The following is a 17,624-nucleotide window of genomic DNA, read 5'->3' as shown; positions in this document are numbered from 1 at the left end:
TTTACAATAATGATTAATTAATACTCATTATTGTATTAGATAGCTGCCCTACACCTTCAACCGTAATTTCAATATGATCACCAGGCTTTAAAAAGCGTGGTGGTTTAAAGCCATTACCAACGCCAGCAGGTGTACCTGTGGCAATAATATCTCCTGGTTCTAACGTCATCCCTTTTGAAAGGATGTGAATAATCTTCTCGATAGGAAAGATAAATTTTGAAGTGTGAGAATCTTGTCTTACTTCTCCATTGACTTTAGTGGTAATACTCAAATCATTAGGATTTGTTAACTCTTCTTTCCCTACAATCCACGGACCTATCGGACATGATTGATCTAGGCTTTTCCCTAAAAAGTATTGCTTATGTTTAGATTGAATATCTCTTGCTGTTATATCATTAATAATTGTATAACCAAACACATAATCTAACGCTTCGGCTTCTTCTATCCCTTTGCCTTTTTTGCCGATAATAACGCCTACTTCTCCTTCATAATCTAACATTTCTGTTAGTTGTTGATAATGAGGGATTTCCTCATCTGGAGCAGCTACTGTTGTAGGTGATTTCGTAAAGACAATCATTTCTTTAGGAATATCTGCTGCACTTCCCATTTCAATTGCATGTTCTGCATAGTTTTTTCCTATACAGAAAACATTCTTTTTCGGCCTTGGAATTGGTGCTTTTATTTGCACGTCTTCTAAGGCAATCAACTGGGCAGATTCATTTTCATCGCTTATTAATTGCTGTATGAATGTATCGCTCCATTTTTCATGTCCGATGGCATCCACTAATTCTTCTGGCAACGATACCCCTTTGTTTTGTGCAGCCTCCTGCAAAGGTAAAACCATTTTTTCATCTTTCACAAGTACGCCGTAAGCTTGTTTATTATTGTATTCATATGTAATGTACTTCACACTCTTTCACCCCTTTTAAATAAGTATAGCGTAAATTAACTGAAATGTTAGCAAATGATTGTGAATAATAGATGACTCTTACTTTCAGATTCTTTTAAATGTAGACGGCTTTTGCCAATAAGTGAACCATCTCCAACACCATTCAAATGGGCCATATACAAAATATTTCATCCATATCATGCTGAATACAATTTGACATACGTATAATAAAATCGCAATCATTGTCCCCGTCAGGAGTGATACATTGTCATACAGTCCAAATCCATAGCTATAAAATAAAAATGTAGCCACAATTGACTGGATTAAATAATTCGTCATAGACAAGCGCCCGACTATTTGTAAAGGTTTTGTGATGATACCTATTTTGCTATTAACGATCGTAAGAATGAGTAGGCTATACCCAATCGCTACGAGTGGGCCACCAAAGATATCTTGTACATATTGCAATGCTAAATTAGGACTAATGAAATATGGTAATAGTTTAATAAGGTACCCAGTAATAAGAAATACAATCATAAGAACAATCACTGTCATCCGTCTTTGTTCAAGTTTTTCAATAACTTGAAGCTTTCGTAGCCCTGCTCCAATTAAAAACAATGGTAAAATACTAATCATTAACATGGGCAATGTGGCCAAATTAGTATTCATTAACCAGTCATCTATATTCTGGCGCACGATTTCTAGCCATGTACCTGATTGATATACCTGAACAATGTCACCAACAGATGTCGTCATCATTGCCGAAAGATCTGGTTCTATGAATAACGTAAGAAATAATATCCCAACTAATAGTAGATTAGGAATGATATAAATGAGTAAACCAAGTAAGATTAACAGTTTCCCTGACAGTTCTATGAATAAAATAAGAGCAAACCCTGCGATAGCATAGGTAACTAAAATATCTCCATGCCAAATGAATAAGGCGTGACATAATCCGATGATTAATAAAAATAGAAATCTTCTTGCGAGTAATAATGGACTATGGACACCTTTTAATTCTGCCCTTTCTTTTAAAATCATGACACCGTAGCCAAATAATAAAGAAAATAACGGATAAAAACTTGCTTGAAAAAATACATCAATAATAGGAAAGACCGTACTATCCCCTGCTGTATCCCAATAACTAAATGGATCTATATGCGTATATGGTGAATGGAAAGATAAAAAATTGACTACTAAAATACCGAATAAAGCGAATCCCCTCATCGCATCGATGGAATGGATCCTTCTGTTTTCATTAAGCGACTGCATAAATTCCTCCTAAGAAATTGTTTTTACTGTTTCTAAGTCGTCCTATTACCTCCTCTTCTTCTCCCTAACCTATTCCAATTGCCGGGCTGGTATTTGTCAATTGGTCACCTATTTCTACTACAAACTGGTTAGAGCATAAAAGTATAGCCACCTAAAAAGGAGTTAATCACAACCTATTTCTTCCTTTAATACCAATATTCATCAACACACTACCTTAATATAGCATATTATCTACTATGAATTTAATCATTTTCTCTTACTACTTTTTTGCAGACCAAAAGAAAAAGAGTTTCTTAACGTACATTACCTAACATGAAAAGAAGCATATCTTTGCCTTAAAAGATATGCTCATACTTCTCTTTATTGAAATAAAACAAAAAACATGCGCGCTCGCTTAAAGCAAATTTTCAATTGACATATCTACCATCTTTCCCACTTGTAGCCCAATAATCGTTACGCAAATGAATTTTTTGGATTTTCCCTGAAGCTGTTTTTGGTAGTTCTTTTGTAAATGTTACGCTCGTAATCGCTTTAAAATGTGCCATATTTTCACGAGTAAAAGCAATAATATCTTCTTCGTTCACTGCTTCCATGCCTTCCTTTAAAACAATAAAGGCATGTGGGGTTTCTCCCCATTTCTCATGTGGTACGGCAATAACAGCTGCTTCGAGGATTGCAGGATGTTCATATAATACACCTTCAATTTCAATCGAAGATATATTTTCACCACCTGAAATGATAATATCTTTCTTCCGATCAACAATGTCTATGTTGCCGTATGGATCAACCGTTCCCATATCCCCTGTATGTAGCCAGCCATCACGAATCGTTTCTGCTGTTGCTTTTTCATTTTTCCAGTAACCTTTCATTACCCCATGACTACGCACAACCACTTCACCAATGTCTTTGCCATTAGTTGCGACGGCTGCACCATATTCATCCACAACTTTCACTTGAGAACCAATCATTTGATAACCGGCTTTTGCCTTCATTCGATACGTTTCTTTTTCATTTATTTGGATATGAGATCTGATTTGAGATATCGTGCTTAGTGGTGAAGATTCGGTCATCCCATATACTTGGATAAACTTCCAGCCCATCTCAGCCTCCACTTTAGAAACAAACGCTGGTGGTGGGGCAGAACCTGCGATCACTACGCGAATAGCATGCGAGAACTTTGTCTGATGCTGATCATAGTATTGCATTAAACTATTCAATACGGTCGGAGCCATATGTACGATAGATACTTTATATCTTTCAATTGCTTGAAAGATGACTTCGGGTGTCGTTTTACGTAAACATATTTGTTTTGCTCCATTCGCTGTATAATAAAATGGAGAACCCCAGCCGTTAACATGAAACATTGGCAGCACATGAATAAGTGTATCTTGATCACTCACACGCAAATGATGCATCGTACTTAACGCATGTAAGTAGTTATTGCGGTGAGTAAGCATCACACCTTTTGGGTCTCCTGTTGTTCCACTCGTATATAACAAAGAGCATACATCCTCTTCGTCTATTTCTTCTCTAAGAAAGCTTTCTTCAGGAAAAGATGCTAACCAAGTGTCATAACCAATTTCATTTGTTTCATCATTCTTATCATGAACAATAATGGTTTCTACTGTTACTAACTGATCCTTTATTGGTTGTATCAATCTATACAGTTCTTGATCAACGAAAAGTACTTTTGATTCACTATGGTTTAAAATGAAAACGTAATCATTAGGCTGCAGACGAATATTAAGAGGAACCATTATTGCATTTAATTGATATACCCCATAAAACCCTTCAAGCATTTCGACAGTATTTGGCGCTAAATAAGCGACGCGGTCTCCCTTTTGTACACCGATACTTTTCAGCCCATGTGATAATTGATTTACCCTATTGTTTAATTGATTATATGTAAGTGTGAGTGTATCGCCATAAATGGCCTCTTTATCTCCATATAGCTTTACTGCACGATCTAGAAATTCAGTTAATATTAATGGTACCTTCATAGTAAATCACTCCTCGTAAAAATAATTAAAATTTTCTGATTATAACTATTTTAGCATTTCAACAGTCTTACATCTATATTTTTTACCACTCATCATAAAGTTTCTTCACACTATTACACTAGGCACATAGGATAATGATAAATAGATGATTAGGGCATTCGCCCGTTTTTAAAACTTTAGTGTAAGTAAAGGGTGTTTATATGCCAGCAATTGTTGGAGCTGTTCAAGTGATTTCTATAGGCAGTAGTTCCGTTTTTAACATTGGTGATATTTATAAAGTGATGCCTCTATCTAATGCCAAAACATTTTCTGGCGCAGGTTCGTTTAATACGGGTGATGGGTTGGATGTTGTAAACTACAATAGCACAACCAACACATATGATAACGATAGCGTCGACCAAGGTAATTACTTTAATGCATAACTTTAAGGTGATGAGCGATGAATAACTATTATATTCAACAATCTATTTCAATTCAGTTAATTAAAATCGGCGGCATCTCAAACTCTTCTGTATTTCAAATTGGCAGTGCAGGTATTATTAAGCCATCCTCCCATTTGTATAATACAGGAGAGTTTACTGAACCTGCACCTGAATATGAAGAAACGCCAATTGCTCAAGGGACGACAGTAGGGACACCTCTCGTTCCCTTAACTGCTCCATCGAAACCATAACAGATTGGAAAGGCGGCGATTGATGATGAGTCATGATCTTTACACGTATTTTCAACAACTACAAGCATATGTACAAATGCAAGAACAACGGATTCAAAAGCTTGAATCTTCAATGAAAAAAATGAAAGATGAAATGGCACAAAATGATCGCCAGCCTATTCATATCGACAGGATTGAATACAAGTTTGACCAATTAAAAGTGGAGACATTGGAAGGGACATTAAACATCGGCTTAAATCCATCAGATTTGCAGGATATCGATGATTTCTCTGTCGATCAAAAAGAATTACAAACACCTTATTCTCCAAAAAATTTGTTTAAAAGAAATATGGAAATAGAAACAGCATTATTAACATTTATAGAAGGGGAGCTCCCACAAATTGTTGAAGAAGCAGAAGCAAAATTAGCAATGCCAAATGATAGCTCCTATGTAGAATTTATTAAAGAGGATATTAAAAAACAGCTTTCTAGTCGTGTAGAATACTATTTGAAACAGCAGTCTAATCGCAATCTAGACAAAGAAGAAGAGAAAGCAAAAGTGATTGAAGCATTAAAAATGGAAATACGAAATGGTGTCTATGCCTTTCTTAGTCATTTACCGGAGAATATGAAGGAGATGAAAAAAGAATGAATTTCCAAGTGTATAACCGCGAATTATGTGTGGGAGACGTGCGCATTATTGGTGTGTCTAGTTCATCCATTTTTATTGTCGGTGATGCAGAAACCATCCAGCTTGCCTCCACCTTTGATACACCACCTGAATCACTAATTATTGGTCCATTTGTACCACTAACACCGGAGTAATTCTATGTTTAAAAGAACATCTGTTGTAGACCAGATTAAGGTGGACACATTTGGCTTCTCCTCCATTTTTGAAATCGGTGATACATCTTATATCCAAGGATATTCCAGAGCATTGGCACTGCAGCGAGACGCTGAAATCTTTTATGATAGTGAAGGTAGTTACAGCGCTTATCCTCTCTATAGCGAGGAACTTCTTATTCCGAAAATAACAGAAAATATCCAAACTTGCTATATTCAACATAAACCAATTATTAAAGTGAAGAATATAGATATTTTAGGCGTGTCATCAAGCTCAGTCCTTCATATTGGTAATACGAAAGATATTAGTATGGAATCTCGTGTGAAACATTTTAGGCAATTTGTGAAAAACGAAGAATAAAGGGTGTTTATTATGCCGGCAATTATTGGCCCTGTCCAGATAATCAATGTTTCAGGTGGAATTGTTCAATTCGGCGATTCACTTTATATCTCACCAAAAAGTAACTCTAAATCTACTACTGGTTCTGGAACATTGAACACTGGTGGGTTTATTATGACAAACAATGGGCTCAGCGCAAGTAATGTATTAGATGCAAACTTATTGGATCAGCCAACTGTAGGCAACTTATAAGAATATGATAAAAAGAGGGCATCAGCCCTCTTTTTATATTTGCACGAAATAACCGCCATCAAAGAAATAAAGGTACTTTTCTGCGACTTTCCTTTTTGTAATCTGTTCGACCGCTTTCGTATATAGATCAATTTGAACTCGGTATCTGTCAATTAAAATCGGCGCTGCTTCATCTATTCCGCCTCTATAACGATCAGTAATCCGATCTGATTTGTAATCCACAATCACAAGGCCCTTATGATCCTCAAACAAACAGTCAATAATCCCTTGTACTAATACCGTATCTTCTTCCTGGTCCCAATGGGAGTAAACTTCACTAGCTGGCAAAGCAAGGTTAAACGGCACTTCTCTTTGCAAAGTCGTTGCTTTTCTCATACGTTCAGCTAGGTCACTTTCAAGGAAGGCAACAATCAAAGCTGGGTCAATAACCGTAGCTTGTTCAGCTGTTAACAGCTCTTTTTTCACTAAATGTTCTACTTTTTCCATTATATGCTGTTCATTTGCTGTATCATGTAAATCTAAGTGTTGCATCACTGTATGCAAGGCCGTTCCTCTTTCAGCAGGTGTGATGGACTTTTCTTGCATGAATAACGGTCGATTTAAAATGGGCTTCTGAAAACCTTTAACTAATTCTTGTCCACTTTCCTCTTGAGAAAAGATTTCTTTTTGCCTTTTTATTTCAGAGACTGACTGTTTCGATCTTGATTTCATTGCTGATTGATAAGCATATGACCATTCTAGACGATGCTTAATCGTTTCATAATAACGAGATTTTTTATCGACCCTTTCTCCCTGTTGTACTTTTTCTAAAAGATGGTCGGATTCCATTTGATTTTCATCAATATTCGTCTTTGCTTCTTCTTTTGCGACAATTTGAACTTCCCAACTAGATGGATGCTTATGAATTTCTGCTACTACCGGGTTCAAACTAGTATCTAAAGTAGCGCTATCTTGATGTCGGATAATAGCAGGTGCAATCCAATCTAGATAGCTTGTACTTTGAGCACGTGTAAAATCATCAAGTAGCCAGTCTGACTTCCTAGAAACCCTTTGCCAATCCTTCATCTTCTTAGCCATATTTTTCGGCGAAGCAATCAAGAAAAGCTTTTCCTTCGCTCTTGTTAAAGCAACATATAGCACGCGCATTTCCTCAGCAAGCATCTCCATTTTTTTCTTACGTTTGAAGGCAAGCTGTGGTAATGAAGTTAGAGAAATCCGCTTCGTTGCATTCACATATTTATACGCTAAACCCAAATCCTTATCTAGCAAGAAAGACTTCTTCAAATCCATCGTATTAAAATTACGCGCTAGCCCTGGCATAAAGACAAATGGAAACTCTAAACCTTTACTTTTATGAATGGTCATGATACGTACGACGTCTTCCTGTTCCCCTAAGGCACGAGCAGCCCCTAAATCGTCTCCTCTTTCTCTCATTCTTTCAATAAAGCGCAAAAATCTAAACAATCCTCTAAATGATGTAGCTTCATATTGTTTTGCCCGATCATATAAGGCGCGCAAATTAGCTTGGCGTTGCTTTCCACCAGGCATGCCTCCTGCAAAATCGTAAAATCGAGTTTCTCGATATAATTGCCAAATCAAATCAGATAAAGCCCCTTGTCTGGCTTTTTGCCGCCAATTTTCTAACTGTAATAGAAACGCCTTTAGCTTGTCAGCAATGTCAACTTTATCTCCTGTTTGAACTTCAGAACAAAATTGTTGAACCGCTTCATAAAAAGCACCATTTTGATGCGGAACTCTAATGGTCGCTAATTGATTCTCTGTTAGACCAACAATTGGTGAACGCAATACAGCGGCTAATGGAATATCTTGATAGGGATTATCTATCACTTTTAAGAGTGACATCATAATGGAAACTTCCGTAGCATCAAAATAACCTTGTGAAAGATCAGCATAAACAGGAATCCCTTGCTGTTTTAATTCCTCTATCATTTGTGGAGCCCATGTCATTGAACGCAATAAAATCACAACATCTCGATACTTCATCGGTTGCTCTTGCTTAAGCTTTGCATTGTACACTTGTTTATGGCTAGCCATTAATTCTTTAATTTTCTTCGCAATCAGTCTTGCTTCTAACTGTGATTGCGCAAGCTCTTCTTCCTCGAACGAATCAGGTTGGTCCGAATTTTCTTCATCTTCAAGATCAATCATCGTTAACTCAATCGGATGCTTCACTTCTTCAGGATAAGCAGCTCCAGGAACAAGTTCAGCTGCTTCATCATAAACAATCTCCCCTACATTCTCTCCCATAATTTGTTTAAAGATAAAATTCGTTCCGTGTAGGACTTCTTTTCTACTGCGAAAATTTCTCGCCAAATCAATGCGTAAGCCTGTCGCTTCACCGTCAGTCGTGAAACGATTATATTTGTTTAAAAATAAGTTCGGTTCTGCTAAACGGAAACGATAAATCGATTGTTTTACATCTCCAACCATAAAGAGGTTTCCGTCTAACTCATTATCATTCGTGACTAGTTGAAGAATTGCCTCTTGTACCATATTCGTATCTTGGTATTCATCGACTAGCACTTCTTTAAATTGTTTTTTATAAGCAAGGGCAGCATCAGTAGGCATGAATTGATCAGATTGATCAACAACGCCCAGAATATCCAAACAATAATGCTCTAAATCAGCGAAGTCTACTAATCCTTTTTCTGTTTTAACTGCTGCAAACCGCTCTGCAAATGCTCTTACTAATTGTGCTAATCCTGCAATATGTGGCTTCATTTCTAACATATCTCTTAAAAAAGACTCGGCTTTCCGGCTGAAAAGCTCTTCTTTCAGTTTCTTTAAGACATCTTTCGCTTGATCTCGCACTTTCTTCGACTCTTCTATGAGTTCTGGCTCAAACTCTTCCCCTTTACAAGCCTTTAAAGTTTTAAATTTATAAGACTGCATGGCCTCATACAATGTCTCCCAGGAATGCTCCGCCGCTTGAATTAAGATATCGACTAGTTGGATATCTGCGATAAAGTTGTCCGCTCTTGGCGCTGGTCCCCCAGGTTGCTTTGTTAACTCAAGTCCGTGGGCTAATAGACTTCTCACTCCTTGTAATTGCAGGCGAACATCCGAGAGGAGATAACCGACAAATGGAATATCTTCCATATTTGCAGTAGGAGTCACATTGTACATTTCAATCATCTTGTCCAAATAATCATCCATTGACGGATTTGCTCGAGCAAAATCATAAATTTGTCTAATCATATCTTGGAGTGCCACATCACTGCGATCGTTTGTGAATGTATCCACTAAGTGATAAAATGCTTCGTTATCTTCTTTACCATATGCATCTTCAAATAAATCATCTAAAACTTCATCTCTTAATAATTGAGCTTCTGTCTCATCTGCAATTCTAAATCCTGGGTCTATATTGATTAAATAATAATATTTCTTTATTACCTCTAAACAGAAAGAATGCAACGTTGAGATGGATGCTTTATTGAGCAAAGTTAATTGTTTACGTAAATGATAGGAATGTGGATCAGCTTGAATGGCCTTCTCTAGCGCTTCTCCAATTCTATGACGCATTTCCGCTGCTGAAGCATTCGTAAATGTGACAACTAGGAGTTCATCGACATTCATCGGATTGTCAGTGTTTAATATTTTTGTAATAATTCTTTCAACTAGTACAGCGGTTTTCCCCGATCCTGCTGCTGCGGCTACGAGAATATCTTGATTTGTCGCATGGATTGCTTTCCATTGATCGTCTGTCCAAGTAAGACCCTCTGGTTTTGTTGGAATGATAGATTTAGACATCCTGTTCTGCCTCCTCTCTTATTCGTGATAACACTTCATCTCTCGGTTTTTCATCTAATAATCTAAATGTATTCGTTTCTAATGACTCATCGAATTGACAGATCGATTTAAAAGAACAAAATGTACAAGGCGTCCGTTCTTTCAGTTTATATGGTGCAATCTCCACTTGACCACCCGTCATTTGGTTACCAGTTTTAATATATTTATTTCTGACGAATTGTCGCAAATAATTAAATTCCGCTTTATCAGCAACCTTGGATCGCTTTGATAGAGAACCATCTTTATTAAAGCCAGCAGAAATAATAGGCGAATCGCCTGTTGTTAAAGACTTGTCCATTAAACGGACAACATTTTCTTCTCCTAATAATAATCCCTTCATCTTGAACTTTTTCAAGATTTCTTTTTCTATCTCGTCTAGACCAAGCATTTTACCTGAGTTAATCATTGGATTATGAACATGAAAATACAGTACACCCGCTGGATCAGCTTTCATACCGATGAGTTCCTCTGAATGGGCAATGACAATATCCAAATAGGTTAACATTTGTAACGATAATCCGTAATATACCTCGTTAATATTCACATCTTTCTCACTTGACTTATAATCAATAATGCGTAAATAAGATCCTGCCTTTTCATCTTTCGCTTGATCAACACGGTCAATGCGCCCAACCAGTTCCATCTGACTTCCATTTTTCAATGGGAAAGATAAAGAAGGCCAATCGCCAGAAGGTCCAAAGCTCATCTCTAAACCGACAGGTGTGAATCCACTTGCTTTTGCGTGTTCTCCCATAATAAAGGAAGCACGGCTAATGATTTGCTCCAGTTTTCGCTTAATATAGAAGTATCGATTCGAGCTAAGGAGGATTTCATGCTGTAATTTAGGTGCAAGTAGTTCAACTGCTTCTTTTGCAAGTATTTCGCATTGTTCCCTTGTCATATCTGACCATTGCAAGTTCTTATGCATAACCGTTTCGGTTATATATTTCAGAGCGGCATGAAATAATTCACCAATATCAGGTGCCTCTAATCGAAAGACTTGCCGTTCTCTCAAACGCAAACCATATTGGGCATAATGTGAGAACGGACAACTATGAAAGAGTTCCATTCTTGATACACTTGCACGAATCGTTTCACCATATAATGCTTTACTAATCTCTTCATCTAGTGGTTCTGTCTTATTTTCATAATATAAACTTGCTAAAACCTTATTTGTGACCTCTTGCCAGCCCGGTTTTTGTAAATAAATATTATACGTATCCCACCACATGTCATAAATGGCATAATTGCGTTTCTGTAATTGTAATTGTGATGTTAAAAACGTTAATGCTGTATTGATATGACTAATATAGTCTATTTGTCCTTCTTCATTTAGTTCTGCTGGATCTGACATCAAATACTCTTCTTTTACTTGTACAAATTGATCTTGTATTCTTTTTATAAATGGAGAGGGAATGAGTGCCTTCCCTTCTTCGTTTGCCATTGGATAGCTAACAAATAAATAATCTGACGGTGTAACAAATGCCTTATACGCCAAAAACTCTTCATCTAACAATCTCGTTTTCGTTGAAGGGGCTACTTTCATTCCTAGTGACAATAACTGCTCGCGATCATCATCTGCTAATACCCCTTCTTCTTTAAACTTCGCTGGTAGAACTCCTTCATTTAACCCAATAATAAAGGCAGCTTTCATATCAGCCACTCGTGATCTTTCCATATCAGCAGCAATCACTTGATCCATTGCAGGTGGGACAATACTAAATTGTAATGCTTCAATACCTGCATCCAAGATTGTCGCAAAGCGCTCTGTCGTCATCTGCTCACTACCAAGCATTTCTACATATTCATCCAATAGCTCAACCACTGCATTCCATGCTTGGTTATGTTCTCTAGATCTGACAAGCTCTCCTCTTTCTTCCGTCTCTATTTGGAGTTTTTCTATTTTGGCTGGGATATCTGTTTCCTCTAAATATAAATAAAGGGCTTCTGCATATTCCCTGCCAGTTTCCGCTTTTTTCATTCGTCTTGAAAGTCTCAATAGTGGTGCAGCTACCATATCTCTTAATTGATTGACTTCTTCTTCTATGTCTCTTTCTGCATCTGTTTGCCCTGTGTTTGTCATCTCAAGACCACGAATTCTCCGATATGTCCAACGCTCTTTCTTTGTCCATTTACTACCTTGTATACCATAAGATAAAACGTAATTTTCTAAACGGTCCATCTTCTCACGTAATATTGGCGACGAGTAGTTAAGTGGGAAAAGCATCTCAGTTTTTATCGTACGGAAAACAGGTTCATATCGCCAATTACTCATTAACACATCTAAACTGGAGCGAATAAATTCAACAACAGGATGATGTAACATCGACTTCTTTCTATCAATAAATAAAGGAATCTCATAATCATTAAACACGGTTGTAATTAAATCATGATATTCATGACCGTTTCTCATAAGTATGGCTATATCCTTATACCTTAAGCCTTCATCACGAACAAGGGTACGAATCTTCCGAGCAATCCCCTCAATTTCTGCTCTGCGATTCATTGCATGGGCAATCACAACCGGTGCCTCTCCACTAAATGGGACAGTTGGACGCACTTCAAAATTCAATTCTAAATGTCTCAATGATTCATGTCTGTTTGGCGGAACTTGAGAAAGTAACTCATATTCGACTTGATGTTTTTGTTGCTTAGCTATCTCCCGAATTGTTTGATACGTCTCACCTGTTTGCCTAAATAAATGGAGGGCATCTGGTGTTTCGTGATCAAACGGCTGATCTAGCGTGAGGGCAATTGTTATATTTGGACAATGACGGATAAGTGCTTCAATCACGCGGTATTCCTGTGGTGTAAAACTATGAAAACCGTCAATATAAACTGTTGCCTCTTGCAAATAAGCCGATTCATTTGCTTTTTCAGCAAGTAATTGTAAATAGTCTTCCGAATCTAGATATTTATCAACTATACCTGCTTCAAACTTCGAATAAATCAATTCTAAATCATGCAGTTTCTCTGCTAACACTTTCTTCTCATTGTCATCGTGTTGTAATTGCGTTATTCGCATTTCTATTTCAGTAGGGTTCACGCAATAGCGTTTAAACTCAGTTAACATTCTTTCCATCTGTTGTATAAACCCATTTTTATCAGCTGCATTTTGAAAAATTTTCAGCTCATCCTTTTGTTCCTCAATAATCTTGCGGATGAGCATGTTTGTACCAATACTGCTTAAATGATAACGGCTAATTCCACCGGTCTCTTGCAGTACTCGCCATGCCAATCTCGTGATAGAAAAAACTTGTGTTCTAATCATTCCTCCCAAACCTTTAGAACTAGCTAATTTATATTCAGATTGAAACGTCATCTGTTCTGGAACAATATAAATAATTGGTGAGCCTTCAGGATTGTCTTGCATAAGTTGCTTAATCTCACCGATCATCTTCTCGGTTTTTCCCGTCTGAGACCGACCAATTAACATCTTTACTGTCATGTATTTTCACCTTCACTTTCAATGTGAATCGACCTATAGAATCTTTGTTCCTATTTTAGCACATCTCTCACATTTTTCTTCTTTTTGTGTTTAAAGTAAATACAGGGAATTCTACTTAATGCTTAATAGATGCTGTCTCGTAAATCCATTTTAGCGCTATAATATTTTTCTGTTCTCATTCAAAAAAAAAAGCCCAGCAAATATGCTGGGTCTTCCTAACCTATCTATTTTTTCGTTTTTTCTACACTTGTATTTAGTTTGATTTCTATTCTTTTGCCTACATACCAAAGAATAGAAATGATGAGGATAACAATGGCCGTTCTCGTCGGCTTTGTAATCAGTGATGCAATATCATGCCCAACAAAACTCACTGTAAAAATCATCACCATTTTTCCTGCTATGACTGCCAATGCATATTGCGCAATACTTATTCTCGATAAACCAGCCACAATGTTTACAATCGCCGATGGTGTAAACGGGAAGCATAGTAATAAGAATAAAGGGGCAAAACCATGCTTTTCTACCCATGCCATTAATTTTTTTACTTTATCATGGTTTTTAATTACACTTAAGAATCGCGCTTGACCATATTTTCTAATGATGAAAAAAACGAGTAAAGCACCTGCAACTGAGCCAATCCAAGAATATAAAAATCCGCCCCATAATCCGAACGCATTCGCATTAGCCATCACGAATAAAAAAAGCGGGAGAAAAGGTAAAAATGCCTCTATTAAAGGTAGTAAAATCCCTGGAAGAGGACCAAATGAACGATATTCTTCAATTAGAGCTAATATATTTTCTAGTGTAAGCCACTGTCTGATACTCTCTAAATCCATCCATACTCTCCTTCTCTCGCTCGAAAAAACATAGATATTTCTTTTTTAGTTAGTTAAAAATTGCTGTAACTCTTGTTTGTTTGCTTCTAGATCAACTTGTAAAACAGCCATTCCGCTAATTCTAACATTTTGGTAAGTGCCGTCTGCTGGAATTCTTAATGATTCTACTTGTGGACTACCATTCATTAATACATCTTTACCCATATATAAGATGTCACTTGTTTTCATATTTGTGTTGACGTAAGGTGTAACAACTCCTACTAGTTTAGGTAGTTTAGCTATCGTATTTAAACTGGTAAATTGATTCACTACTGCTTTAATCGCGTTTTGTTGTCTTTCAACACGTCCGAAATCACCAACTGCATCATTTCTGAATCTAACATATCCTAAAAGATGCTCGCCATCCAATTTCTGTAACCCCGGCTTTAATGTTACCCCGATTTTTTGAGACATCTCTTTCTCTACATTGATTTCAACACCGTTTGGAAAAGCCACATCAATCACCTTTTCAAACCCCTCAAAATCCAGAATCGCATAATATTGTGAGTCGATATTAAAGTTCTCTTTAATCGTTTGCCTTAATAATTCTGGTCCGCCATAAGCAAGTGCAGCATTAATACGATTTTGACCATGTCCTGGAATATCGACATACATATCGCGCATAAAAGAGATCATTTTATAAGTGCCTGAATCCGGTTGATAATGTGCAACCATAATTGTATCTGCACGTGCATTTTCTTCTCCTCTTGAGTCACTACCTAAGAGTAATATATTCGTTCCACCGTATTGATCTTTTTCGCCATTAAATTCGTACACTTGCTCCGGTACACTTGAATCATTATCTGCTTTAGAAGTTTGTAGACCTTGTTTAAATTGGTAGTAAGAATATCCTACTACTGCAACAACAACAAGCAAAAATATGATAAATAAATTTCTTATTATTTTGCCAAATTTCCTTTTCTTCTTTCCTTGATGTTTTTCAGATCTCATTTTAAATGTATCCTTTCATCCTATTATCTTTTCTTTCTATTTGTAAATTATATCAGATTATACCGATACTGTTACTTTTGGAATAAACAGAACAGTAACTCTTTTAAAAGATATACTAGAATTATACACGTTGCAGCCTTTTTTCTAAATCATTTCTTTATTATCTTTACATCTTTTTAAAGATATTTCTGTCCCTTTATATATGACTGATATAGCATGAAAAAAGTTTCACTTATGAAATATTACCAAATACCCCGAAAGTGATCACACTTCCGGGGTAATTATCTTTATATATATTGATTAAACCAATTTTTTATATAATGAAGTCTCTTCATTCTTAAATTTGGGTGACCACTTCTAGAGAGTTCATGATTAGCTTGTGGAAAACGAATAAACTTCGCTTGTTTGTTATGATGCTTTAATGCAATGTAAAATTGCTCTGCCTGTTCAATCGGACATCTTAAATCATTTTCACTATGTAAAATTAATAGTGGGGTTTCTACTTGTTCTACAAATGCTAATGGTGAATGCTTCCATAATTTGTTGATATCATTTAACTGCCCCTTTATTTGCCAGTCAGTGAAATAATAACCGATATCACTTACACCATAAAAGCTAATCCAGTTAGATATGGAGCGCTGAGTAACAGCTGCCTTAAAACGGTTTGTATGGCCGACAATCCAATTTGTCATAAAGCCACCGTAGCTACCGCCTGTTACCCCTAACCTCTCATGGTCAATTTTCTCATCATATTCGAGAACGTAATCGACAGCAGTCATGATATCTTCATAATCTTTACCGCCATAATCTCCTCTTACAGCATCTACAAAAGCTTGTCCATAGCCATGACTGCCTCGTGGATTTGTATATAACACCGCATATCCCTCTGCGGCCAACACTTGAAACTCATGGACATATGTATTGGCATACATCGCATGTGGGCCCCCATGAATCTCTACAATGAGAGGATATTTCTCGCTTGTCTCATGATTGATCGGCTTTATTAACCAACCTTGTAATTCCCATCCATCTATAGAATGATATTGAAGGACCTCTGCATCAGCAACAGCCGTCTCCTCAAAGAAAGCTTGATTAATATTTGTCAGCCTTGTTTTTTCTCCACTAGTCACGCTCAACAAATATAAATCTCCCGGATTAGTAGGTGTACTAATCGCTACTACCGCCTTATCTATCGTTCCCCCTGTAGAAACACCATAGATATGATGCCTTTCTTCTAATAATGCCGGATACATCGCTCCCTCAACTGTGCCAAAATACAGTACTGTATTGCCATGGTCAGATGCTAGAAAATAAAAGCTCAAGCTATCCTCAGCCCATAAAATCTGTGAAGTATTTGCCGACTGATGGAAATCAGCAACAACATAATCACCGACTTGAACATCCCATTCTTCTGTTAAACAAGTCAATTCCCGCGTGGATACATCTAATGTCCATATCCTGGACAAAGAAGCATTCTTATAGGTCAACTTCGACCCGATTAACCCTAACCATTTGCCATCAGGTGACCATGAAACATGAGAGAAGCTAGCCACACCTTTTGTCATATTCTCCATCTGCTTACTTTCAACATCTAATATGTATACATCATTTTTGAATGAATGATCTTTATCTGTTGCCAAATCGGCTAATAATGCAATTGATCGATTGTCTGGAGACCAGCATTGAAGATAATAATCCTGCTCCCCTGTTGTAAGCCATTCACGCTCTCCTGAAGCAATATCAATCACTCCAATATGTTGATAATCAAAAGACCATAACCCTTTGCTGTCTGACTTATATTTCATCCTTTCTACTTCAACCGGCTGTGGTTTATCCGTGTCTTTTTCTGTAAGGTTCGCTTGCTTGACAGTTGATTGAAAGGCAATTTTTTTACCATCCGGTGACCATATAGGATTGGTCGCCCCATTCGGTTCATTTGTTAGTTGTTTTGCTTCGCCTCCGTACATTGATAATATAAATATTTGATTTACCTCATTATTACGATTAGAAACAAATGCGATTTGTGACCCATCTGGTGACCATCTTGGTGTCAAATTTCTCCCTTTTCCGTATGTTAACTGTTGCGGTTCTTCAAGTTGATTTGTATTAATGTAAAACAAATGAGAGCGATATGTATTTTCTTCTTCACACATGGTCGTTTCTATATAAACACAATCATAGCCATTCTTACTTAATTGTGGATCAGTTACCGACTTTAGTTGATATTGATCCTCCGGCTTGATTCGTTTCTTTGCATTCATCCTCTTCACTCCTCTATAGGTTCTTCTCACT

14 protein-coding genes are annotated in these 17,624 nt (G+C 36.9%); 6 read left to right on the top strand and 8 right to left on the bottom strand.

Going from position 1 to position 17,624, the window contains the following annotated elements; translation table 11 throughout:
* Positions 1-13 precede the first annotated feature (13 nt).
* From MHH73_RS07830 to MHH73_RS07820, 3 genes are all read right to left on the bottom strand, one after another.
* Complete coding sequence (locus MHH73_RS07830; RefSeq protein WP_341065987.1) at positions 14-910, bottom strand: fumarylacetoacetate hydrolase family protein; 897 nt, start codon at positions 908-910, stop codon at positions 14-16.
* A gap of 84 nt (positions 911-994) precedes the next feature.
* The gene (locus tag MHH73_RS07825; RefSeq protein WP_341065985.1) at positions 995-2,161 is read right to left on the bottom strand and encodes a DUF418 domain-containing protein; all 1,167 of its coding nucleotides are present in this window, start codon (positions 2,159-2,161) and stop codon (positions 995-997) included.
* A gap of 407 nt (positions 2,162-2,568) precedes the next feature.
* A complete protein-coding gene (locus tag MHH73_RS07820; RefSeq protein WP_341065983.1) occupies positions 2,569-4,161 on the bottom strand; it encodes a long-chain-fatty-acid--CoA ligase in 1,593 nt (530 codons plus the stop codon).
* 200 nt (positions 4,162-4,361) lie between these two features.
* Between MHH73_RS07820 and MHH73_RS07815 the strand changes: the two genes are divergently transcribed.
* Genes MHH73_RS07815 through MHH73_RS07790 form a run of 6 tightly spaced genes read left to right on the top strand, consistent with a single transcriptional unit; the run spans position 4,362 to position 6,248 of the window.
* On the top strand, positions 4,362-4,583 hold the full coding sequence (locus MHH73_RS07815) for a spore germination protein (protein WP_095369849.1): 222 nt from the start codon (positions 4,362-4,364) through the stop codon (positions 4,581-4,583).
* Positions 4,584-4,600: 17 nt separating this feature from the next.
* Positions 4,601-4,834 (top strand): spore germination protein GerPB, encoded by a 234-nt coding sequence (locus tag MHH73_RS07810; RefSeq protein WP_341065980.1) that lies wholly within the window; start codon positions 4,601-4,603, stop codon positions 4,832-4,834.
* 22 nt (positions 4,835-4,856) lie between these two features.
* On the top strand, positions 4,857-5,465 hold the full coding sequence (gene gerPC / locus MHH73_RS07805; protein ID WP_341065975.1) for a spore germination protein GerPC: 609 nt from the start codon (positions 4,857-4,859) through the stop codon (positions 5,463-5,465).
* Positions 5,462-5,638: a spore gernimation protein GerPD gene (locus tag MHH73_RS07800; protein WP_191814817.1), complete on the top strand. Its 177-nt coding sequence runs from the start codon at positions 5,462-5,464 to the stop codon at positions 5,636-5,638. The genes gerPC and MHH73_RS07800 overlap by 4 nt, the downstream gene beginning before the upstream one ends.
* A gap of 4 nt (positions 5,639-5,642) precedes the next feature.
* On the top strand, positions 5,643-6,017 hold the full coding sequence (locus MHH73_RS07795) for a spore germination protein GerPE (RefSeq protein ID WP_191814815.1): 375 nt from the start codon (positions 5,643-5,645) through the stop codon (positions 6,015-6,017).
* Between the two features lie 12 nt (positions 6,018-6,029).
* The gene (locus MHH73_RS07790) at positions 6,030-6,248 is read left to right on the top strand and encodes a spore germination protein (protein WP_095369854.1); all 219 of its coding nucleotides are present in this window, start codon (positions 6,030-6,032) and stop codon (positions 6,246-6,248) included.
* A 33-nt stretch (positions 6,249-6,281) separates the two neighbouring features.
* Here the strand turns inward: MHH73_RS07790 and addA are convergent, their stop codons facing one another.
* The 5 genes from addA to MHH73_RS07765 form a co-directional block, all read right to left on the bottom strand.
* Positions 6,282-10,019, bottom strand: coding sequence for a helicase-exonuclease AddAB subunit AddA (gene addA / locus MHH73_RS07785; RefSeq protein ID WP_341065971.1), 3,738 nt, complete (start codon positions 10,017-10,019; stop codon positions 6,282-6,284).
* Positions 10,012-13,506 (bottom strand): helicase-exonuclease AddAB subunit AddB, encoded by a 3,495-nt coding sequence (gene addB / locus MHH73_RS07780; protein ID WP_341065969.1) that lies wholly within the window; start codon positions 13,504-13,506, stop codon positions 10,012-10,014. Before addB ends, addA begins: the two co-directional genes overlap by 8 nt.
* 224 nt (positions 13,507-13,730) lie before the next feature.
* A complete protein-coding gene (locus tag MHH73_RS07775) occupies positions 13,731-14,342 on the bottom strand; it encodes a TVP38/TMEM64 family protein (protein WP_341065967.1) in 612 nt (203 codons plus the stop codon).
* 45 nt (positions 14,343-14,387) lie between these two features.
* Positions 14,388-15,332 carry an LCP family protein gene (locus tag MHH73_RS07770; RefSeq protein WP_191814807.1) on the bottom strand — a complete coding sequence of 315 codons (945 nt, stop codon included), beginning with the start codon at positions 15,330-15,332 and terminating at the stop codon, positions 14,388-14,390.
* A gap of 287 nt (positions 15,333-15,619) precedes the next feature.
* Positions 15,620-17,593 carry a S9 family peptidase gene (locus MHH73_RS07765; protein ID WP_341065963.1) on the bottom strand — a complete coding sequence of 658 codons (1,974 nt, stop codon included), beginning with the start codon at positions 17,591-17,593 and terminating at the stop codon, positions 15,620-15,622.
* Between the last annotated feature and the right edge of the window lie 31 nt (positions 17,594-17,624).

The organism is Cytobacillus sp. FSL K6-0265 (genome assembly GCF_038003465.1).
GTDB classification, from domain to species: domain Bacteria; phylum Bacillota; class Bacilli; order Bacillales; family Cytobacillaceae; genus Cytobacillus; species Cytobacillus stercorigallinarum.
This window is presented reverse-complemented; position numbering and strand designations above follow the sequence as displayed.